The sequence below is a fragment of the Pedobacter sp. GQ55 genome, from assembly GCF_059758925.1.
Map to the genome: position 1 here is coordinate 55,390 of NZ_JCAXEI010000005.1, position 22,119 is coordinate 77,508.

The 22,119-nt window shown below is 34.5% G+C and carries 19 protein-coding genes; 14 read left to right on the plus strand and 5 right to left on the minus strand.

Annotated features, from left to right (window positions below):
• Positions 1 to 13: 13 nt before the first annotated feature.
• The 12 genes from AC6CH7_RS14775 (at position 14) to AC6CH7_RS14830 (ending at position 13,456) form a co-directional block, all read left to right on the plus strand.
• Positions 14 to 1,429: a lipopolysaccharide biosynthesis protein gene (locus AC6CH7_RS14775; protein WP_498263488.1), complete on the plus strand. Its 1,416-nt coding sequence runs from the start codon at positions 14 to 16 to the stop codon at positions 1,427 to 1,429.
• Entirely contained in the window at positions 1,419 to 2,411 is a 993-nt protein-coding gene (locus AC6CH7_RS14780; RefSeq protein ID WP_498263489.1) for a polysaccharide pyruvyl transferase family protein, read from the plus strand. The genes AC6CH7_RS14775 and AC6CH7_RS14780 overlap by 11 nt, the downstream gene beginning before the upstream one ends.
• Complete coding sequence (locus tag AC6CH7_RS14785) at positions 2,411 to 3,538, plus strand: glycosyltransferase (protein WP_498263490.1); 1,128 nt, start codon at positions 2,411 to 2,413, stop codon at positions 3,536 to 3,538. Before AC6CH7_RS14780 ends, AC6CH7_RS14785 begins: the two co-directional genes overlap by 1 nt.
• A gap of 262 nt (positions 3,539 to 3,800) precedes the next feature.
• Positions 3,801 to 4,955, plus strand: coding sequence for a glycosyltransferase family protein (locus tag AC6CH7_RS14790; RefSeq protein WP_498263491.1), 1,155 nt, complete (start codon positions 3,801 to 3,803; stop codon positions 4,953 to 4,955).
• A gap of 6 nt (positions 4,956 to 4,961) precedes the next feature.
• Positions 4,962 to 6,143, plus strand: a complete 1,182-nt coding sequence (locus tag AC6CH7_RS14795) for a right-handed parallel beta-helix repeat-containing protein (RefSeq protein ID WP_498263492.1) — start codon at positions 4,962 to 4,964, stop codon at positions 6,141 to 6,143.
• Positions 6,143 to 7,321, plus strand: a complete 1,179-nt coding sequence (locus AC6CH7_RS14800) for a glycosyltransferase (protein ID WP_498263493.1) — start codon at positions 6,143 to 6,145, stop codon at positions 7,319 to 7,321. Before AC6CH7_RS14795 ends, AC6CH7_RS14800 begins: the two co-directional genes overlap by 1 nt.
• Positions 7,318 to 7,884 (plus strand): acyltransferase, encoded by a 567-nt coding sequence (locus AC6CH7_RS14805; protein ID WP_498263494.1) that lies wholly within the window; start codon positions 7,318 to 7,320, stop codon positions 7,882 to 7,884. Before AC6CH7_RS14800 ends, AC6CH7_RS14805 begins: the two co-directional genes overlap by 4 nt.
• Positions 7,881 to 9,026: a glycosyltransferase family 4 protein gene (locus tag AC6CH7_RS14810; protein WP_498263495.1), complete on the plus strand. Its 1,146-nt coding sequence runs from the start codon at positions 7,881 to 7,883 to the stop codon at positions 9,024 to 9,026. Before AC6CH7_RS14805 ends, AC6CH7_RS14810 begins: the two co-directional genes overlap by 4 nt.
• Positions 9,019 to 9,924 carry an NAD-dependent epimerase/dehydratase family protein gene (locus AC6CH7_RS14815; RefSeq protein ID WP_498263496.1) on the plus strand — a complete coding sequence of 302 codons (906 nt, stop codon included), beginning with the start codon at positions 9,019 to 9,021 and terminating at the stop codon, positions 9,922 to 9,924. The genes AC6CH7_RS14810 and AC6CH7_RS14815 overlap by 8 nt, the downstream gene beginning before the upstream one ends.
• 4 nt (positions 9,925 to 9,928) lie before the next feature.
• Positions 9,929 to 10,876: an MraY family glycosyltransferase gene (locus AC6CH7_RS14820; protein WP_498263497.1), complete on the plus strand. Its 948-nt coding sequence runs from the start codon at positions 9,929 to 9,931 to the stop codon at positions 10,874 to 10,876.
• A complete protein-coding gene (locus AC6CH7_RS14825) occupies positions 10,873 to 11,415 on the plus strand; it encodes a PglD-related sugar-binding protein (protein ID WP_498263498.1) in 543 nt (180 codons plus the stop codon). Before AC6CH7_RS14820 ends, AC6CH7_RS14825 begins: the two co-directional genes overlap by 4 nt.
• A 109-nt stretch (positions 11,416 to 11,524) precedes the next feature.
• A complete protein-coding gene (locus tag AC6CH7_RS14830) occupies positions 11,525 to 13,456 on the plus strand; it encodes a polysaccharide biosynthesis protein (RefSeq protein WP_498263499.1) in 1,932 nt (643 codons plus the stop codon).
• A gap of 139 nt (positions 13,457 to 13,595) precedes the next feature.
• On the opposite strand, the gene AC6CH7_RS14835 is transcribed toward AC6CH7_RS14830, so the two are convergent.
• The 5 genes from AC6CH7_RS14835 to AC6CH7_RS14855 all read right to left on the minus strand — a co-directional run bounded on the left by AC6CH7_RS14835 (position 13,596) and on the right by AC6CH7_RS14855 (position 19,014).
• Complete coding sequence (locus AC6CH7_RS14835; protein ID WP_498263500.1) at positions 13,596 to 14,867, minus strand: Kelch repeat-containing protein; 1,272 nt, start codon at positions 14,865 to 14,867, stop codon at positions 13,596 to 13,598.
• A 325-nt stretch (positions 14,868 to 15,192) separates the two neighbouring features.
• Positions 15,193 to 17,019, minus strand: a complete 1,827-nt coding sequence (locus tag AC6CH7_RS14840) for an acyltransferase family protein (protein WP_498263501.1) — start codon at positions 17,017 to 17,019, stop codon at positions 15,193 to 15,195.
• Between the two features lie 181 nt (positions 17,020 to 17,200).
• Positions 17,201 to 17,764, minus strand: coding sequence for a hypothetical protein (locus AC6CH7_RS14845; RefSeq protein ID WP_498263502.1), 564 nt, complete (start codon positions 17,762 to 17,764; stop codon positions 17,201 to 17,203).
• 7 nt (positions 17,765 to 17,771) lie between these two features.
• Positions 17,772 to 18,104 (minus strand): hypothetical protein, encoded by a 333-nt coding sequence (locus tag AC6CH7_RS14850; RefSeq protein WP_498263503.1) that lies wholly within the window; start codon positions 18,102 to 18,104, stop codon positions 17,772 to 17,774.
• Positions 18,105 to 18,372: 268 nt separating this feature from the next.
• Positions 18,373 to 19,014, minus strand: coding sequence for an acyltransferase (locus AC6CH7_RS14855; RefSeq protein WP_498263504.1), 642 nt, complete (start codon positions 19,012 to 19,014; stop codon positions 18,373 to 18,375).
• A gap of 299 nt (positions 19,015 to 19,313) precedes the next feature.
• Between AC6CH7_RS14855 and AC6CH7_RS14860 the strand changes: the two genes are divergently transcribed.
• Both AC6CH7_RS14860 and glmS read left to right on the plus strand, forming a co-directional pair.
• Positions 19,314 to 19,499, plus strand: a complete 186-nt coding sequence (locus AC6CH7_RS14860) for a hypothetical protein (RefSeq protein ID WP_498263505.1) — start codon at positions 19,314 to 19,316, stop codon at positions 19,497 to 19,499.
• A 385-nt stretch (positions 19,500 to 19,884) separates the two neighbouring features.
• Positions 19,885 to 21,723 carry a glutamine--fructose-6-phosphate transaminase (isomerizing) gene (glmS, locus tag AC6CH7_RS14865; protein WP_498263506.1) on the plus strand — a complete coding sequence of 613 codons (1,839 nt, stop codon included), beginning with the start codon at positions 19,885 to 19,887 and terminating at the stop codon, positions 21,721 to 21,723.
• Positions 21,724 to 22,119 lie beyond the last annotated feature (396 nt).

A 22,119-nucleotide genomic window follows, 5' to 3' on the forward strand; every position in this document is an offset into this window, starting at 1 on the left:
TATAAATTGTTGTATGGGGGATAGTAAAGCCTTATTAAGAAATACTTTTGTTTATACTGTTGGCAATCTAGGATCTAAGATAATTATATTTTCTTTATTACCGCTATTCTCATTCTACTTATCAAAGGAGGAGCTAGGTGAATATGATATTATTTTAACTACAATAAGTTTATTCGTTCCTTTGGTTTCTCTTCAAATTTCTGATGCAACATATAGGTGGTTATTAAAGGAAGATGACAAATCTGATATTGCCTTTAAAACGAGAGTTATATCTAGTGGGTTTATACTACTGATAGTCACTTCAATCATTTTTGTTGCTTTGTATCTCATTATATCATTGCTTTATAATATACAGTACAGATTTTATTTTATTTTATTATTATTAGTCTCGATTTTTTTGCCATTTTTTCAGCAATTGGTAAGAGGACTTAAAAGGAATAAATTATATGCATTAATTGGTTTGATCAATGCGGTTCTAGTTTTAATTTTCAATTTATTCTTTTTGATTGGACTAAATTTGAAGTTGGAGTCTTTATTTATTGCCTTAATCCTTTCAAATTTTGCAACTATAGTATTTGTCCTTTATTCAATCGAGTTTGCCAAATTAATTAAAATAGAATTATTTGACTTTACTTTAGTAAAAAAAATGCTGAAGTATTCAGCGCCACTAATACCTAATAATTTAAGTTGGTGGTTAATAAGTGCTGCTGATAAATATATTATTCTGCATTACATGGGAGTTGAGTCAAATGGGATTTTCGCCATATCTTCCAGATTTCCAACAATCATAACGATATTGAATTCAATATTTATACTTGCGTGGCAAGACCATTCAATTACTAGTAAGGATAATAAAATTGATAGTAAGACTTTTGAGAGACTTTATACGTTTCAACTTACAGTTGTCTTGGTTTTAATATCCTGTTCTATTATGCTTGTAAAAGCATTAGTGAGTCCGGTGTTTTTAGACTCATACAAGTATATGCCATTGTTATACTTGGGAGCTGCCTTTTCTGCTTTTTCAGCATATTTCGGTGCGTATTATTTAAGATTTGAGAGAACTAAGAATATTTTCTATACTAGCGTATTTGGAGGTATTTGTAATATTTCAATTGTATTGTTATTGATAAAAGAGATAGGATTATATGCTTCAGCATTTGGTACATTTTTTAGCTTTTTACTAATGTTTTTGATTAGATTTTATGATCTTAAAAAAGACATAAAGCTTGAGGTGAACTTTACTAAGCTTTTTGTATTGACAGGAATTTGTATTCTTTTTAATTTTTTGATACTGATTGAAAATATATATGTAGGTTATTTATTAGTATTTAGCGCATTTGGTATATTTCTATTGATGAATAAAGAGGTGATTTCAAAGATTGGGAAGGTAATATTTAATAAAATTCAAATAATGAGAAATGGAAAATAATTCGAAAAAAAAATTCGGGCTAATGGTTTACCCAGCCACTCCAACGTATAACGTAGGTGATTACGTTCAAAGTTTAGCAGCGAAGCAGTATTTGCCGACAGTTGATGTATTGGTAGAGCGAGAACGTTTAAAAAGCTATGATGGAAATGATATTAATATGATTATGAACGGTTGGTATATCCGTAATCCGACTCAATTTCCACCCTCGAAGAAAATTAAACCTTTATTTCTTTCTTTCCATTTAAATTCTAAAGTTAAAGACGAAGTTTTAACAAGTGATACAATCAAATACCTTCAAGAACAAGGCCCAATAGGGTGTAGAGACATGTATACCCTCGGTGTTCTCCAAGAAAAGGGGATCAGTTCTTATTTTAGCGGTTGCTTAACAACTACACTGGATTTGAAATATAAAAATGAAAATAGAACAGATGACATCTATATGGCAGATCCCCTTTTTTTGCTTCCACATTGGGGGAAGCTGATGTATGGTAAGAAAGAATTTGTAAAAGGAATTTTAAAAGGCGATATTTTTAAGTTTAGTAAGAGACGGGCCGTTCTAAAAAGATTGTTCTCGGATGAACTTCTTAAGTCATCAAAATCTATTAAGCATAAACTTTCTGGGAGCCATAGTGAGGAACGAAGGTTTCAAGAAGCTGAAGATTTACTAAACAAATTTGCAACAGCAAAATTTGTAATAACCTCAAGGATTCATTGTGCTCTTCCATGTTTGGCTCTTGGTACCCCTGTAATTTTTATAAATTATGGTTTTAATGATAAATCTGATTTAAGTAGATTTGACGGAATAACTGATTTATTCAATACGATTAATATAAATAAAGACGGTGAGATAAGTGCAAATTTTGAATTACCAAAAGGAAAAATTGGCGTCAATAATAATTTTAAAAACCCAGAAAGACACCTCGAATTTGCTGCAAAATTAAAAAATGATTGTTTTGATTTTGTGAATCGATTAACTCAATAATGAAGATAGTACAAATTGTTAATTCTTTGGCAGCTGGGGGAGCGGAGGTATTTGTAAGCCAACTTTCGGTTGCTCAAGCGAAATTGGGTAATGATGTCACATTGATTACCTATCAAGGAGCTATTGACAAAAAAGGTGAAATACTAGAAGAATATTTAATAGATAATGGCATAAAAGTTATAAATAAGAAGAGAGGAGGGAAAGGCTATTCTCGATATTTTAGGCCATTATTTGAGATTTGGAGTGAAATAAATGAAATAAAACCTGATGTAATTCACGCCCACCTCCAGTGGAGTGATATCTATATTGCTGTGATTAATTTATTTTCCTTTAATAAGTACCATATCGTAAGGACTGTTCATAACAAAAGAAGAACCTCAAAACTACCTAAGTATCTTGATCGGTTATTTTATTGGTATTATCATTGGAATATAGCTTGTAGCGATTATGTTATGAATAACTATGTGGATTTAAAATTGAGAAGTAAATTAATATCAATACCAAATGGTATTGATATTAATTTACTAAAAGCTAAAGCTGTGGAGAAAACAAAGGAAGAATGGCGATCTTTTTTAAACCTTCCAAAAGATAAAACTATTTTTATTAATATTGGATCAATGTACTTGTCTGACAATAAAATCTCAAAAAAGAATCAAGAAATGATTATTGATTCCATAAAAGATCTTAAGAAAAAAGAAGAAGTACTAGTTGTCTTTTTGGGTGATGGTCCAATGCGAAGCGGATTTGAGAAAAAATGTAGTAAATATAATATTGCTTCTTTCATGAGATTTGAAGGCAATGTTTCAAATCCTTACGACTTTATTTTGGCATCTGATTTCTGTTTAATGCCTTCGATTGATGAAGGCCTTCCAATTGCATTAATTGAGATGGTATGCAGTGGTAAACCCGCAATTGTCTCAAATATTGATGCCTTTCTCCCTTTCAAAAGTAACTCAGTCTTGTCCTTGGAGACTTTTCGCCCTGCAGAACTTACGAGTAAATTAGAAATAGTTTTAAAAGAAAAAGACACTTATATTGCTCTTGGGCAGTATAATAAAAATTATTACGAATCCTTATTTAACATTGACAACGTTGCATTAAAATATCTTGAATTTTATAAAATCTAGCGTACATTGTTGAAATAGTATGAATGAATTAATTAAGAAATATTCCATTATTAAAATAGTATTATTGGGATTAGCCATTAGTAGTACTATTTTGTACACTGCCTATGAAGGTTGGTATTCATACTTGATATTATGGTTTTTAGCTTTTTTTTTTGCAGCCCAATACTTTAGGTTTAAGCATAGTAATTCTAGTAGAGCATTATTTTTTCTATTTACATTTTCCTTTAGCTTTTATTCCATTTACATGTATATAACCAACTTTATGTACGTTAAAGATCCCAGCAATGATTTTTTTATGATTGTTGATTCTATGAAGTTTTGGGATAATTCTAACTTTAAAATGGAAGCGTTGGAAGATGTAAGAGTTAAGTTTAATCAAATGGCAGATACAACCGCAAGATATCGGTTGTTTAATTTGCAATCTATCTTATTAGCGTTTTATGCACAACTAATCGATCAAAATAATATATTAATACATAAACTTCCGAGTGTTTTTCTAGGAGCATTTTCTATTCCGTTTATATATCTAATGTTTTTAAAGTATATAAATGAAAAAGCGGCTTTCTTATACAGCTTATTCTTTTCTGTTTTTTCTTTCGTTTGTATTTACTCTGTTGTATTTAATAGGGATCCACATGTATACTTTCTATATACTCTTGGTGCCTATCTAATCGTGTATTATAAAGAAAAAAGATTTGTTTTAATTAAGTTGTTAGTTCTAATGGTTGTTACGATGGGCTTCCGATTAGAACATGGTTTATTTTTTTCCTTATTTATAGTGATTTATCTATATCTAATTAGCGAAAAACAATTAATGGGGCGAATAGTGCTCTTCTCTGTAGTTTTACTAATATCACTATTTGCTCTGCCCTATTTAAGCTCCAAGTTGTTGGGAACAACGGATGCTTATGAATTAAAAAGAGAGACAGTTGAGAGGAAAGATATATCATTTGGCGCGGAATTTGGTAGGTTACCTTCAGGAATAAAACAAGGAGTATTAATGATTAATGGTCAACTTGCACCAGCTATACCTTTTTGGAGAGGTTGGTTTAAAGAAGAATCTAATCTTGCAAATATGAGATTTGATCAACCCGGTTATTTTACACCTTGGAGATTTATGGAAAGCATTGCAGCAGTTGTTTGGATTTATATATGGGGGTTCATTCTATTTGGGATTAGAAGCTCTTATTCCTTATTTACTATTGAACTTAAGCTGTTATTCCTTTTCTCAATAATATTGCTTCTTGCAACATCATCCTCGATTGACGTTAGAAGAACTTATTGTGTATATCCAATAATATTTATTGTTTCTATGGTAATTCACCGAAGTATGGACAAAACCGAACGTAAAAGAATACTGGTAAGAATGAGCGTAATATTATGCTCAATTTATGTTGTTTATTTCTTAATTAAATAAAATGTTATGAGCTATAATTTGTTAATATTAAACTTAATTGTTAGTCTATTTTTGAATTTACAGTCAGTAAATGGACAAAAGGGGTATAGGAATGTACCAGAATCACTTATACCTGGAAAGTATGTTGATAATAATAAAACAAAAGAACAGTTGCTTGTTAATGCTTATGATTTGACTAAAGTATTGCCGAAAGGTTATGTTAAAGACGGTAGTGTTGATTACACAGTTTATATACAAAGTGGGCTAAGCCAGTATAGAAATGTAGTTTTCCCTAATTTTCCTGTTCTTGTTAATGATAATGGTTTAACAGTCCGTAGTAATACGAACCTAATCTTTGCGAAAGATTCGAAAATAGTCCTAAAAAGAAGTGGTAAAGAATATTATGAAATTCTTAGACTTCATGGAATTTCGAATGTAAATATTTTTGACGCCAATATACAGGGAGATAAACATGACCATTTAGGGAATAAAGGTGAATGGGGTATGGGTATTGCTATAAGGAGTTCAGATAATATTAATATATATAATGCTAAAATAACACAATGCTGGGGAGACGGAGTTTATATAGGCGCCCTTTTGAAAAGCGGGAGTGGCAAAAATCAATTCCTCAAACCTAGTAATAATATTGAAATTCATAATTCCTTTATTGATGACAATCGGAGAAACGGAATATCAATTGTTTCGGCTACTGGAATAAAAATTAATAATTCAGTTATATCAAATACTGATGGCACAGCACCTAAGTCTGGAATTGATATTGAACCTTCTGATTATGCGGACAGTATTCAAATTAGTAATGTGACTACTTTTAATAATGGTTCTAAAGGAATAGATATTATGCTAAGACATTTATCTAAAACGAAGAATGGTAAAGTTGGTATCATCATCAAAAACCATCAGGATTTTTATTCTTCTATTGGGGTTAGGATTGCAGGTTACAGCAATCAAACTAAAGCTAAAGGATTTTATGCTATTGCTGGCGAAATAAAAATCACAGGATCAAATTGGAATCAAAATTCTTATAGTCCTCTTGTGATTGAATCAAATCAAACATTAGCCCCTATTATCAGTTTTAGTGATGTTCACGCGCATTTGTCAAATGGAAAGAGAATATCAAATCACGAATTTAAAAGTGTTGGACAAGTTAGAAAGGGATTAACCAGTATGGTAAGAACTTCCTTTAGGTAATGAAAGCAGCGTTTATTCATGATCACAACTTTGTGATAAGCTCAGAAGACAATAAGGTGTTTGATGGATCTGGGGGTGCTTTTGATGAAAATTTGTGGAAAAGATATCTTAAACTTTTTGAGTCTTTGGTTGTAGTTGGCAGAAAGGTGAATAAATTACCAAATAAGCTGGTGCTGTCTTCAGCGGATAACGTTTGTTTTTCTCTCATAGATAATCTAAATACTCCTAAAGATAGACTTCTTAATATAGCCTCGATAAAAAAAAAGCTTACAACTGTCATCGAAAGTGTAGACTTCGTAATTATCCGATTGCCAAGTACCTTGGGTTATTGGGCTTTTTCTATTTGTATAAGCCTCAAAAAAAAGTATGTATTAGAGATTGTAGGAGATCCTTTTGAGGCTTATTGGAATTACGGAAGTTTGGTTGGGAAGATTATTGCCCCAATTGAAGCAATGAAACTTAAACGGACAACCAGGAAATCACATGCAACTATCTACGTAACAAAAGAGTATTTACAAAATAAGTATCCGACAGATGGACTACAGGAATCAATATCAAATGTTAGATTAGAAGAAGTTCTTGATCTGTCTTATGCTAGTCAGTTTTATGAAAGCCCTAGCAAAATGCTAAGGATAGGATTGATTGGTTCTTTTCATGTGAAATATAAGGGACATTACGAAGCATTGAAAGCGATAAAACATATTAAAGAAAAGCAAGGGAATATTAACTTTAAACTATTGTTAGTAGGAACGGGAGATTCAGCATGGATTGAGTCTCTAGCTAAAGAATTTGATGTTTTCGATCATGTTGAAATTGTTGGAGCTTTAAAGGTGGGTAGCGAGGGAATATTTCCCTTTCTGGATTCTATTCATTTGTACATCCATCCGTCCAAAACAGAAGGCTTGCCTAGGGTGGTAATAGAGGCGATGAGTCGTGGTAGAATTTGTTTAGCCTCTTCAGTTGGCGGCACGCCTGAATTATTAAATAATGAATTTATACATAAACCTGGTGATTGGAAAAGATTAAGCGACCAAATCTTGGAAATACATAATATGGAAGCTTCGCGTAAGATAGAAATTTCGTTGAGTAATTTAAGAAATGCAAGTTCTTATTTAGAAGATACATTACAGAAAAAGCGGTCAAAAATTATTAGTTCAGTCTTAAATAATAAAATATGAATGGTATCTGGATTCAATTAAGATATGTTCTGCCACTCTGGTTTGTACAATTAATCACAGGGTGGATGCCTGATAACAGATTTGTTATTAAGTTTAGAGGTGCGTTAGCTAGGTGTTTTATGAAATCATGCGGCAGAAATTTTGAATTGGGACGAGATGTAACTATTCTAAATTCATTTAATCTTGTTATCGGAAATAATGTTTATATCGCGAAGGGCACATGGCTCAATGCTATGGGGGGATTAGAGATCGAAGATGAAGTTGTTATTGCTCCATATGTTGTGATAAGTACATTACAGCATGTTTTTAAGAATAATTCAGTTAGATTCGGAGGTAGCGTTGCAGGGGCAGTGAGCATAGGTAAAGGAACTTGGATTGCTGCTCATTCCTCTGTTAAATGTGGGGTAAGAATAGGGAAAGGAAATTTAATTGCAGCTAATGCTTTTGTTGTTAATGATACAGATGATAACCTTATATTAGGAGGAGTTCCCGCCAAAATTATTAAAGTGAACATTGATGGCGAAGCCTCTTTCTATAACCGAGCAGAATTTGAGAAAAAATGAAAATAGTTATCGCTATTTCGCATTCCTTTTGCGCTAATTTTATACGCGGACAAGCAGCTTTTCTAAAGAGAAAAGGCTTCGAGGTTATTATTGTTTCTGCCGCCGGTCCAGAAGTTAGCAAATTGGCTATCGATGAAAATGTCCGATTGGTAGAAATTCCTTTTAGCCGAGAAATTTCTCTAATTAAAGACATTAAAGGCTTAGCTCAAGTTATAAGGTTTTTAAAAAAGGAAAGACCCAATTTAGTTAACGCAGGTAACCCTAAAACTGGATTCTTGTTCACATTAGCAAGTATTTTTTTTCCTAAAGTATCTACAATCTTTACTCTGCGAGGGTTGCGCTCAGATACTTTGACCGGCATAAAGAAAAGAGTTGTTTTTTTTACAGAGTGGTTGTCCTGTTTTCTTGCAAAAAGGGTGATTGTTATTAGTCCTTCTCTCCTTGAACATGCTGTGCAAATAGGTGTTCTTAACCCCAACAAGGCAGTTGTTATAGGCAAGGGGAGCAGTAATGGGGTAGATGTCAATAGATTTCAAAGTTCTTCAGAAAGCAACATAAGAGGTGAAGCACTCAGAAGCAGATTCGGCGTTTCGGAGAATGATCTTGTAATTGGTCATGTTGGTAGAATAACAAAGGATAAAGGAATAGAAGAATTATACAATGCTTTCAAGATTTGTAGAGAGAAGAATACAAATGTAAAACTGTTTCTCACCGGTCCTATTGAAGAAGACGATCCGATCTCGCCAGAGATTATGTCCGAAATGAAAATTAATATGGATGTGTTTTTTTTAGGAAAGCAAAGTGACGTAACGGGGGTTTACTCAGCTTATGATATTTTGATTTTATATTCCTATAGAGAAGGTTTTGGAAATGTAGCATTGGAAGCGTCATCTATGGGGAAGCCAGTTATCGTTGCAGATATTCCGGGAGCGCGGGACACAACGGAGCATATGAGATCGGGATTGCATGTTGAACCAAAAAATGCCAATGAATTGGCAATGTCTATTCAATTTTATATTGATAACCCACATTTGTGTATTCAGCATGGAGAATATGGAGCACAAAGAGCAAGAGATTTTTTTTCATCTGAAGTTATTTGGAATGGTCAATTTGAATTATATAATCAACTTGTAAATGAATAAACTATTAATTACTGGGGGCACTGGCTTTGTTGGGCAAAATCTTGTACACCATATATCTGAAAATCATTTAGGGACCATTGAGAATATAAATATTCGTAATAAATTGCCAGAAGAACTACCTTCAGCTAAGGTGTTTATTCATCTGGCGGGAAAAGCACACGATTTAAAAAATGCCTCTAATCCTCAGGAATATTTTGATGTGAATTCTATACTTACCCAAAAACTTTTTGATCTTTTTCTGAATTCTGATATTAAAGATTTTATTTATTTCAGCAGTGTTAAAGCTGTTGCTGATACAGTTAATGGTGAATTAATAGAAGATGTGCATGCCGACCCGAAAACACCTTATGGCAAGTCAAAATTACAGGCAGAAAGATATCTTCTAAGTAAGAGCCTTCCTGGAGGTAAACGCCTTTTTATTCTTCGCCCTTGTATGATTCATGGACCAGGAAATAGGGGTAATCTGAATTTACTTTATCAAGTCGTAAAAAAAGGGATGCCATATCCCTTAGCCGGATTCGAGAATCAACGGTCTTTTTTATCTATTCAAAATCTTAATTATATTATTGAAAAAATAATTTCAGATCAAAATATAGCGGGGGGTGTTTACAATCTTGCAGATGATGACGCTTTATCCACTAATGCAGTGATTAAGGTAATTGGTGAGGCAGATGGAAAAGAAGCTAGACTTTGGAAGATAAATTCTGGAATTATTAGAACGATTGCTTCTATTGGGGATAAATTACATCTACCATTGAATTCCGAAAGATTAAAAAAGCTAACAGAAAGCTATGTTGTGTCAAATGAAAAGATAAAGCATGCATTGAAAATTGAAAAATTACCAATCTCTTCGAAGGAAGGGCTTTTAACAACTATAAAGAGTTTCCGTTCAAGTTAAAATTATGCTTTACATATTTATTTTTATCCTTTTATTTCTATCTATGTTGATTTACTTCAGGATTGCTGATAAATTCAACATCATAGACAAGCCTAATGAACGAAGCTCACACACTAAAATTACAATCCGCGGTGGTGGCATAATTTTTCTTGTATCCATAATAGCATCAGGAATCATAGAACAAGAATACTTTGTTCCAATAATTGGAGCTACTATTATTGGGACAATAAGCTTTCTCGATGATCGCATTACGCTTTCAAGCAGAGTTAGGGTTTTGTTTCATTTGGGTGCGGTAACTTTAATGTTCTATTTCCTGCCAGTGTTTGGTATTATATCCTGGTGGGAAGTTGCAATACTTTATATACTTGTTATAGGTGTAATTAACGCTTATAATTTTATGGATGGTATAAACGGAATAACCGGATTGTATAGCTTAGTTGTTTTAGGTGGATTGCAGTATGTGAATTTATATAAAATCTCTTTTGCACAACCTGATGTAATATGGCTTCCAATGATTTCTTGTTTAGTCTTCCTTTATTTCAATTTCAGAAAAAAAGCAAAATGTTTTGCTGGAGATGTTGGGAGCATAACAATGGCTTTTTGGATTATAATGCTGATAATTCAACTTATAATTAAAACAAATGACTATTCGTATATTTTATTTTTATCGATATATGGTGTAGACGCTGTCTTGACAATTATTCATAGACTAATTTTAAAACAGAATATTTTTGAAGCCCATCGGTTGCACTTTTACCAGATACTAGCTAATGAGCAAAAGGTTCCGCACTTAGTCGTTTCCTCTTTATATGGGGTATTGCAATTATTGATAATTGTTTTAATAACTTTAGGAGGAATTGATTTTTATGTTTTAAGTGGAATGATTTTAGTACCGTTCATTTTAATTTATGGGATAATGAAACCAAGATTAATGCTTAAAAGTACACAATGATGGAGAAATCTTTTGTAATATATGGCGCAGGTGGACATGCGAAGGTTATTGTTGATTTGATACTGGAGCTTAATGGCAAAATTGAATGTGTTTTTGATGATAATATAGAAGAGGAAAATGCAACATTCATGGGTATTCCCATTCTGAAGTATAATGAAGAAGTTTATAAAACGTCAAAATTGATCATTGCTATTGGCGATAACAAGACCCGTAGCTGTCTTGTTTATAAAATAAAGCATAATTTTGCCTCGCTAATTCATCCCAAAGCATCGGTTTCTGAATTTGCGCTAATTGGAAAAGGCACGGTTGTTTTGGCTAATGCAGTAATACAAGCGGAAGTAAGCATTGGTGACCACACAATAGTAAACATTGGTGCTTGCGTTGACCATGAGGTTAGTATTTCAGACTTTGTACATATTGGACCAATGGTTTATGTTGGAGGGGCTGCGGTTATAAAAAAGGGAGTAAAAATCGACCCTGGTGTAATTGTGTTGAGAAACACCGAAGTAGCAGAAAATAGCCATATTACCGCACTTTAATTGGTAAGTTAATTATCATTTGCTTGCAAACAACAATATACCTATTTTTGGGTATATTAAACTTGGTTTAATTATTGTTAGTTTGCTCTTGAATAAAATCACCCAATTAATGTTCACTAAACTGGAAATCGTACCCCGCTGGATCATATTCACAATAGATATATGTTTGAGTGTCTTTGCGCTCGTCCTTGCAGAGGTTCTCAAAAACAATTTTATAATCGCTAATATAAAGCTATTAGCCTTATATAAATCGATATTACTGGTTGTTGGTGTAAATACGGTTGTTTTTTTTAATATAAAAACTTTTGCAGGTATTGTTCGCTACACAAGTGCACAGGATTCATTTAGGATTTTATTTGCAGTTGTCTTAAGTTCTTTCGCCATTTTCTTCTCCAACGCAATTATAATAGTATTGGGGGGCTCCGGAATTTTAAGCAATGTTGCCATAATCATCTATTCGTTATTTAGTTTTTTGTTCTTAATAACCTACAGAGTTATTGTAAAGTACTTTTTTATGTACATTAAGAACGCTAAACTAGACAAAATCAGAGTTATTATTTATGGCGCTGGTGAAGCCGGAGTTGCTACCAAAAGAACTTTTGATCATGATGCTAAAGTAAATAAAACTATTATCGCCTATGTAGATGATGATCTGCGCAAAGTAGGAAAGACTATAGATGGTGTAAAGATTCTAGATGCAGGGTCACTCGAAACATTGATCATTAAGCATGAAGTTGATGAAATTATATTCGCGTCCTACACTATACCCGCTGATAGAAAAGAGCAGATTGTAGATGCTTGTTTGGAGAATGATGTTAAAGTATTAAATATTCCTCCCCCTGATGTTTGGTCACGTAGTGACAGGAGTACGGCTCAAATTCAGAATCTGAATATTGAGGATTTATTAAACAGGAAACCGATCCATATCGATACGGAGGGAATACAAAATCAATTAAATGGCAAAAGAATTCTAATTACCGGAGCTGCAGGATCTATTGGAAGTGAAATAGTAAGGCAGGTATTGAAATTTGAATCGGGCTTAATCATTCTATGTGATCATAGTGAAACTGCTTTGCATCATTTATATCTGGAACTTGAAGAAACACACAAGGATATAAACTTTCATGCGTTTATTGGTGATGTAAAAGATGAGAAGCGAATGAACTTCTTATTTGACACCTTTAAGCCCCATTACGTGTATCATGCAGCAGCATATAAACATGTGCCTATGATGGAAGATAATCCGGCAGAGGCCATTAAAACGAATGTATTGGGTACAAAAACAATTGCCGACTTATCGGTAAAGCATGGTGTGCAAAAATTTGTAATGATCTCTACCGATAAAGCAGTTAATCCAACAAACATAATGGGCGCTTCTAAACGTATTGCTGAGATTTATGTGCAATCCTTAAACAATTCATTAAATGCCAGCAACTTCATATTCTCTAATGGTCTAAGCTATATTAATGATTTAAACGTAAAACCAATCACTCGTTTTATTACAACCCGTTTTGGGAATGTTTTAGGATCTAACGGCTCAGTAATTCCAAGGTTTAAACAACAAATAGAAAAAGGTGGGCCAGTAACAGTAACTCATCCCGAAATTACTCGCTATTTTATGACGATCCCTGAAGCATGTAGGTTAGTGCTTGAAGCAGGTTGTATGGGTAAAGGAGGTGAAATCTTCGTTTTTGATATGGGTAAATCTGTAAAGATTGTTGAACTCGCAAAGAAGATGATTCGCCTTGCTGGTTTAGTGCCTAATGAAGACATTAAGATTACCTATTCTGGTTTAAGGCCGGGTGAAAAGCTATATGAGGAGCTTTTGAATGATAATGAAAATACTATGCCTACACATCATGAAAAGATCATGATTGGCAGGGTGCGTGAGTACATTTTCAATGAAATAGAAGCTCAAATCTATAAATTAATAGAGCATGCTGTTATTAACGACAATAGAAAGGTTGTGATACTGATGAAAACAATAGTTCCTGAATTCAAAAGTAAAAATTCTAAATTCGAAGAATTTGATGTTGCGTAATGCTATGCATACAATTTGCATTTCTGTCGAGTCCTACTTTTTATTTCATTTGCTGAATAGTAAATTTATGGTATTACTCCCTCTGGTCTAAGGTGTGCCGTGAATTATGAATGGTGAATAACAAATGACAGCTTGTCCGTTACTGATTCACCGTAAAAATATCAATTTTGTTTGACCTTCCGCCCGAAGAGTTTGTCGTGCCCCCAGCGAAAATAACTGTATTACCGTTAGATGCAACACCTATATTACTCCGCCCTTCAGCGAGATGAATAATGCTCCATTTATTTGTGTTCAACGTATATACGTCAACTGTATTTGAATATGTGTTATCTACCAGAACACCTCCGGCAAAAAAAACCTTGTTGCCAGCCGCGCCAATTGCTAAACGCTCTCTTGGGGAGCTTAAATGACCACTTGTAAGCTGGTTGGTATTCATATCATAAATATCGACAACGTCACTTCGGCTGTATGAACCGTATCCACCGGCAAAAAAAACTTTGCTCCCTACGGCATAGGCAGTTATGCCATTTCTTACCTCACTAAGTGATATAGTTGACCAGGTTCCAGTAACTGTCTCATAAATGTCAACAATTTTTGTAAACGCGAAGGAAGAATGGTCCAATGCGTTACTTCCGTTAAAAAAGAACAGCTTTGTACCAGCGCTAAAAACTGAAAATTCAGATCGACGTAAACTAAATTTATCTGTTCCTGATAGTATATAATCGCCAAATGTATTTGTCATTCCATCATAAATTTGCACAGGATTCTCTGCGCCCCGCGGGCCATAATCGCCAGCAAATAACGCTTTATGCCCAGCGCCCGCACCATTAAAATAACCAAAATAAGTATCAACACTGTGAGAAAGCTCGGTCCAGGAATTTGCATTTAAATCGTAAATGTCAACGCTCGTTGAAAGTTTAAATGTTACAGAGTCAGTACCTCCGGCGAATAGCACTTTGTTGCCGGTCACTGCTGGCACAATATCAAAGCGGGCCGAACTCAGATGTCTTACTGACCATGAATTAGTAACTCCATCATATACGTCAACATTGCGTGTCCCTTTACCACCCGACATCCAGCCACCGGCAAAAAAAGCCTTATTGCCTGCAACTGCTGTTGCAATATCTCCCCTTGGTAAACTTAACTTTGAATTTGACCAGGTGTGTAAAAAAACGTCATAGATTTTTATACCATCTGTTTCGCCTGCCGAAGTAAATCCTCCTGCAATGATAATTTTACTGCCGACCGCTGCCATCGCCATGTTAATTAAGCCAGCGTCAAGTTCAATAGAGTCGCGCTTATACCCAATATTATCTGTTATCACTTCTGGTTTAACTGCTCCCTGGCGTTTGCAAGAGTTAAATACAGTAATCATTAGTGTCGCAAGTAATAAAAAATGAAGATTTTTCATATTCATAAGGTATTAGATTCAAGAGCGGTGACCATAAATGCAATTTAAAAAATATTGATAATTTATCAAAATTTTAAGCAATGGCGCTGCTATGACTACCTTAAAATCTATATCACCACCACTAGTTGCGGCCCTGTCCGGCAGATCTCCCAAGGGTAAGAATCAAACTTTCTCCCCATAACTGTCGAATGTACAGCAGGATGTTTCGGATACTTGAGAGCTTGTTTTGTTGCGCAAACTCACCCACATGCAACTACCTGATTGTGTAAATAATTGACGCTGGCACAGAAGGTTAAAAATTTAAACATGATTGGAGGTGCCCCAATTAGTTTTTCCTTATTAAGACATTAAAGGTCTTCATAAATTCTTCTTCAGTATTCTCAGCATAAACTTTAGATCCATACGTGTTTAAATGACCTTTGTCGTAGTACATAAGTGTATCTTTATAAAAAGGGGCATTTTCAAATACGCTATTCTTGCTTAGATTTACATAATAGCAGTTTAAATTCGAGTTAATGATTTCTAAAATTTTTGGTGACATTGGTTTGAAGCTAATGTCATAATTCTGATTTCTTTTCGAATTTCTTACTATATCCCTGTTTGCTCTCACGGGATTTTTATTTATTGAAGGGTAGTCAGAAAGAATAATTAAACTTTGATTTGATTTTAAATCATTAATCAAAGTTTTTATGGCGGGAATCCATAATTCTCCACTTCCAGAGAATTGTAAAATAATGATATCTGTTGATGAAATGATCTTGTCTACTTCATTAATCAAGCCCTTATACTGATTGTAATATATTGGTTCTTTAATTATTTTCTGTGTAAGTCCGGGTATTGTAGGATATCTATCATTTGTTATGGTTTTAAAAGAGAATGAATTCTTCTTTCCTAGAATATCTAGATAATTCTTCATGGCTAAAGCATGACTATCACCGATCAATAGTATTTTTTTTTGGGTATAGGAAGTATCCCCATATGTTTCAACTGATTTAAATCCCCTTCCATGTGAATTTAATCCAACCGTTGGAGCTATATATTCAATTGGAAGATTTATAAATTTTTTATTCATCCCAGGGAAAACGTATATTAAAGTAACTATAGCAAATGAAGTAAATGCAAAAGGGATATAAAATTTTGCTCCTTTGGAGTTTCTAAAAGTTCTCTCAACAAGAAAATAGGATAATAGTGAGAATATAATTGTCAGTAAAATAACTGAGAATATTTGAACAATGTTAAAAGCATTAATCTCATAGTAGTATCTAATAAAAGCCATGATAGGCCAGTGCCACAAATAAACTGAGTATGAAATCTCACCTAGAAAAACCAATGATTTATTTGTTAGCGTGTCGTTAATTCTATTATTGGACGATATTAAAACTAATGCAGTTCCAATGCAGGGAACAGCAGCTAGATAACCTGGGAAATATGATGTTTCATTAATCAAGAAGGCACTCGCAATAATTATTAGTAATCCAAGTAAGCTTAACCATAAAGAGTTAATTTTTACAAAATTACTAGTTCTCAGAGGGAGTAAAGTTGCCAGTACTCCGATGAAAAATTCAGGGCTTCTGGCAAGTAAAGAATAATACATAGAACCCTTGTTATTTGACAATACTTCAAAGGTTCCATACCCAAAAAACAATAAACTGATTATTGTTAAAGTTATAATTAAGAGCCTTTTGTTTTTGATGAACAGTAAAATAATAGGCAGGAATAAGTAAAATTGCATTTCCACAGCAAGTGTCCAAGTATGTAAAATTGGATTTTCAATACTTGAAGCACCAAAATAATTGTCTAGTGTTGCAAAATAATTATTTGAATTAAATAAGGCTGACCATAAAAGCCCTTTTCGTAAACTTACTATATCACTTGGAACAAGTATAAACGCTGCAGTTAATACAACCGCAATCAATAAAAACAAGTAAGCAGGTGCAATTCTTTTTATTCGACCATAATAGAAATCCAGCAAAGAAAATTTATTATTACCTATCTTGTATAGAACAATTGATGAAATCAGATATCCCGAAATGACAAAAAAGATGTCTACTCCAATAAACCCACCTGGTAAAATACTTGGAGAAATATGAAAAATAAAAACTAGTAAAACAGCAATTGCTCTTAAACCTTGAATATCATTTCTAAATTCCATATTAATGAGATGTTTTTTGACTGGCAAATATATAATAATAGTAGTATAAAAAAATTTTCTCTCGTGTATGGCTAGCTCGCCAATTAATTATCTGTAAACAATGAAAACAATTGTTCCGGAGTTTAAAAGTAAGAACTCTAAGTTTGAAGAGTTTGATACTGTTTCTTAGTAGAACGTTTTATCATTGGCATATCACCATGCCGCTGTCACCACCATGCCGCCATCTCCGATAACAGGCCAGGGGTTTGTAGAAAGCGGATCCATAATAGAATTCATGGTCTTCATCTTCCTCTAAAATGCATGTTTTATATTTCTTAGCCAGTTCTATCAGCTGGATGCACTGCGCTTCGGTTAAGGTCCGGCGCTCAGGAAAACTGCACTGAGGCCTCACATAGATGGCGCGGACTTTTGTTTGTTTGAGCAGTTCTTCTATTTTCTCCAAAAAATGCTGATCCTGAATGCTGAGGGTATGTGTAATGGCGCTGCATTCCCTTAATACATTGGTTAGGATCAAATCGAAAGTGCTTGTATTGATGACCACTTCATCAGGCTTGTTCAATAATATTTTAAATACCCTTTCCAGGCAAGGTTTCCTGTCCTTTATGATTTCGAGCATTTCCGGTTTTATTCCGAAACCACGTTTTTGGTTCAGGTCTGTAAGCACAGCCTGTTTAATTCGCTCTCCTTTGTAGGAGGTAAGCATTTCGGCCTGACTTAAATTCGCATTCCTGTTATGATGGGCCACACAGTACTTATTGAAAACTTCGTGCGGAAACAGGGTTTGAGAGGGTACGTAAGTTCCAACCGCCACAAAAGGCTGCGGTATAGTGAGCTGGTGGCTGAGGGGCTTTTTTAAGCGGTTCTAAGCCGGCCGGAAGCCTGTCAGTAAAACCTAAAGCCCTATGTGGTGTTTCGGTACCCGGAATTCTTTCGGCGATAAAAGTGCCGCCACCCGGTTTTGTAGAAAGCCAGTCTTGAACGGTCAGGTTTGAATAAGTCCTTTTAATGGTACCCTCGCTAGGCCATTGAGTGCGGCAAATTGCCGGTAGGATGGAAGCAACTCTCCGGGGATAAGATCCCTGCATTTAATGTGCGCGACAATGAATTCTTCTACTTCTAATCGCGGCTGTTGCTTACTCAGCTCAGGAATAATCCAATTAAATAGGTTTATATTCATAAGATGCGCTATTTGGTTTTACTGTATCTTAAAGTCGTTAACTCGAAGTTAATGGAAAGGTTTTATACAGTGGTAATTGGAATGTGAGATAAAATAAAAAAGCCTCTCATTTCTGAAAGGCTATTAAAATATTTTTGATTGTCTATAAAGCTACAGGCTTCGATTTCTTTTGAAATTTAAGGTGTCCATTCAACGTTTGTTTTTAATACTTTGGCTGGCACACCTCCTGCTAAACAGTTTGGTGGAATACTTTTATTAACGACTGATCCTGCTGCAATTACGCACCCATCCCCAATTTCTACACCCTTTAATATAATAGAATTAGTTCCAATCCACACCTTATTGCCTATTTTAACAGGAATAGTCTTCTTATGGGTACCGCTTTCGATGTTATGAACATCACTATCCCATATAGTTACGTTTTCCGATATCGCAACGTTGTTTCCTATCTCGATTTTCTCATAACATTTAATCTTCACGTTTCTATTAATGTATCCACTGCCTAATTGTAGGCAGGCCCCTTCAGTCACTATAATATGCGCACCAGACTTTATTGTAAACGTATTTAGTAATTTAACGCTTGAATCTTTGTGCATCTCTAGCATACCGTAGAATGGCTCGCGATATCGACCACTATGATTAAATTTAAATCGCCCATTTGTTATATCGATTCTTGCAGAAGGATCTTTCTTCACTGAAACATTTCCATAAAATATCAAGAAATTTTTCAATGTTCTATCTCCCTTAAACATAATATTATGCCAAATTGTCTTTAACAAATTGGCTTTGTAAATAATGTTAAGTATTTCGCTTTTCATTTTTTTAAAAATTTGCGTTAAGCAATTACATAAATGCTATCTAAATTTACTTTTTCAAAAGTAGCAAACTATTTGAGATTCTTCCATTAACGTTTGATCATTCCTCCGGATTAATTAACCTTGAATTTTCATTTCACGCGCAATTTCCCTTAGGTAACAGACATTCTTCGCTTCCCATAAGTAACTGGAAATTGGGTACAGTAAAAAATATGGGATTGGGTGCATTTTAAATTATTAATAGTCAGGATTTTAGTCATAGATAAAAACTAAAATAAATACTTATTGATAATTAAAGTTGAATGAAACAGCAAAAAATTTATATCGTATTGGTTATAGGGACAAACGATGCGGACCCAATAGTAGACATTTTTTACTGTCATGAAGACGCAGTAATGTTCTCTGCCGAACTAAACAAAAAATATCAGATCATCGAAAAGACCTTACCCCTGCATCAGCTGTTTTGCCCTCTTTTCACATTTTTTTAAATCAGGCAGCTTTAGGGCATAGCTTAAGATTCTATATAATGGTAAATCTAAATCATTTAGGAAATAACCTTTTCTGGACGGTGTTAGTTAAAATAGGCTTCACACCGATAATCAGCGAGAAAGGAAGAAGTATGAATAGCGTTTTATTACATACCCATTTACCCGGAGTATGGCTTTCGAAGAGGAGGGGTAACATAGTTCAAGAGATCTTTCCTGCCGTTGAGACGAGCAGTGGGAATGACTAGGTGCGGAAAAACATGCAAACGTTTGATTTTGCCATTAGACCCCGATAAATGAAAAAAAGCATTATTAAATTCGAGTTTAAAGCCTTAAGTTTGACAAATTTTTATTAACGTTTTTTTATTTATTTACCTATTGAAAAAATATGTGTGGAATAGTTGGTTACATTGGGCATAGAGAAGCCTGGCCTTTAGTGATTAAAGGGTTAAAGCGGTTAGAATATCGCGGATACGATAGCGCTGGTATAGCACTAATCAATAATGACGGTTTGAATATATACAAGAAAGCCGGAAAAGTACAGGAACTTGAAAATTTTGCTGAAGGCAAAAACCTTTCAGGAACCATTGGCATTGGTCATACCAGATGGGCAACACATGGTGCTCCATCTGACAGAAACTCGCACCCACACACTTCCCATAGTGGCGACTTATCCATCATCCATAACGGGATCATTGAAAATTATGCTACCCTTAAAGAAATGCTGATCAGCAAAGGGCATGAATTTAACAGTGATACGGATACTGAAGTATTGATTCACCTGATCGAAGAAATCTATAAAGAAGAAAACATTGACCTGCTGGAGGCAGTAAGACTTGCACTTCATGAAGTGAGCGGAGCGTACGCCATCGTTGTAATGGACGAAGCAAAGCCTGATCAGCTGATTGCAGCAAGAAAAGGTAGTCCGATGGTTATCGGTGTTGGCCAGGGCGAATATTTTATCGCTTCTGATGCTACGCCAATTGTAGAATATACTAAAAACGTGATCTACCTGAACGATAACGAAATCGCATTTTTAAAACGTGATGAGTTATTGATCAAAAGATTGGATAACGTGGTGCAGACTCCTTATATCCAGGAGCTGAATTTGAAATTGGAAATGCTTGAAAAAGGTGGTTACGACCACTTCATGCTTAAAGAAATTTATGAGCAGCCACGTTCTGTTAGAGATTGTCTAAGAGGTCGTATCTATCCTAACGAAGGTAGGGTACAGCTTGGCGGAATCAGTGAGTTTGCGCATAAACTGAAAAATGTAGACCGCATTATCATTGTGGCCTGCGGTACTTCGTGGCATGCCGGATTAGTTGGCGAATACTTAATTGAAGAATACTCAAGAATTCCTGTTGAAGTAGAATATGCTTCGGAATTCAGATATAGAAACCCAATCATTACGGAAAAAGATGTAGTAATAGCCATCTCTCAATCAGGGGAAACTGCTGATACTATGGCCGCTATTGAAATGGCCAAAGAAAAAGGAGCAACTATTTTCGGGGTATGTAATGTGGTTGGTGCTTCTATTCCGCGTCTTACACATGCCGGTGCGTATACCCATGCGGGCCCTGAAATTGGGGTAGCTTCAACTAAAGCCTTTACTGCTCAGGTTACCGTGTTAACTTTGATTGCTTTCCACCTTGCACAGCAAAGGGGAACGTTAACAAGCTCAAAATTAACAGAGTTGTTAACCGAACTGGATAACATCCCTCAGAAAATTGAAAAAGCATTGCAATCAGAAAGCCTGATCAAAGAAATCGCTGCTAAATTTAAGGATTCAAGGAACTGCTTGTTCCTAGGTAGAGGAAGTGGTTTCCCCGTAGCACTGGAAGGTGCATTAAAACTTAAGGAGATCTCCTACATCCATGCCGAAGGTTATCCTGCTGCAGAAATGAAACACGGCCCTATTGCCTTAATTGACGAAGAGATGCCGGTGGTAGTTATTGCAACCAAAAACTCATCTTACGAAAAAGTAATCAGCAACATTCAGGAAGTTAAAGCCAGAAAGGGAATTGTTTTGGCAATCGTTACCGAAGGTGATACTGAAGTTAGAAAAATGGCAGATTACTGCATCGAAATTCCTGATGCCAGTGAGGCTTTCTTGCCGTTATTGGCTACCATACCATTGCAATTATTATCTTATCACATTGCGGTACTGAGAGGTTGCAATGTAGATCAACCAAGAAATCTGGCCAAATCGGTTACAGTAGAATAACATGATTTATACTAAAACAAGAAAAGCCTCAACGAGGCTTTTCTTGTTTTAGTATATTTTTCATATGGTTTATTTTAAGTTTTTAGTGTTAATTTATGGTTGTTTCAAGGTTAATTGTAACATTTATTGCAGCTTTTTATTAATAATTTGTAATAATCTCAGTATATTCGCTCGATCATTCCTTTTTTTATTACAATTATTGTGCTTTTTGGGATGATTACGTAGTAATTACTTATGGCTGCATGTAAAATGAAGATAAACTATGTATTAAGTTTCTGTATCGATTGGATTTTTATAATATTCACTCTCCTTTTCTTCTTTATTTTCATTTTTCTCCAAGACTTTGTAGTTGTTTACTTAAATAAATTACGCCCCTCTTTTTGTCGGAACATTTTT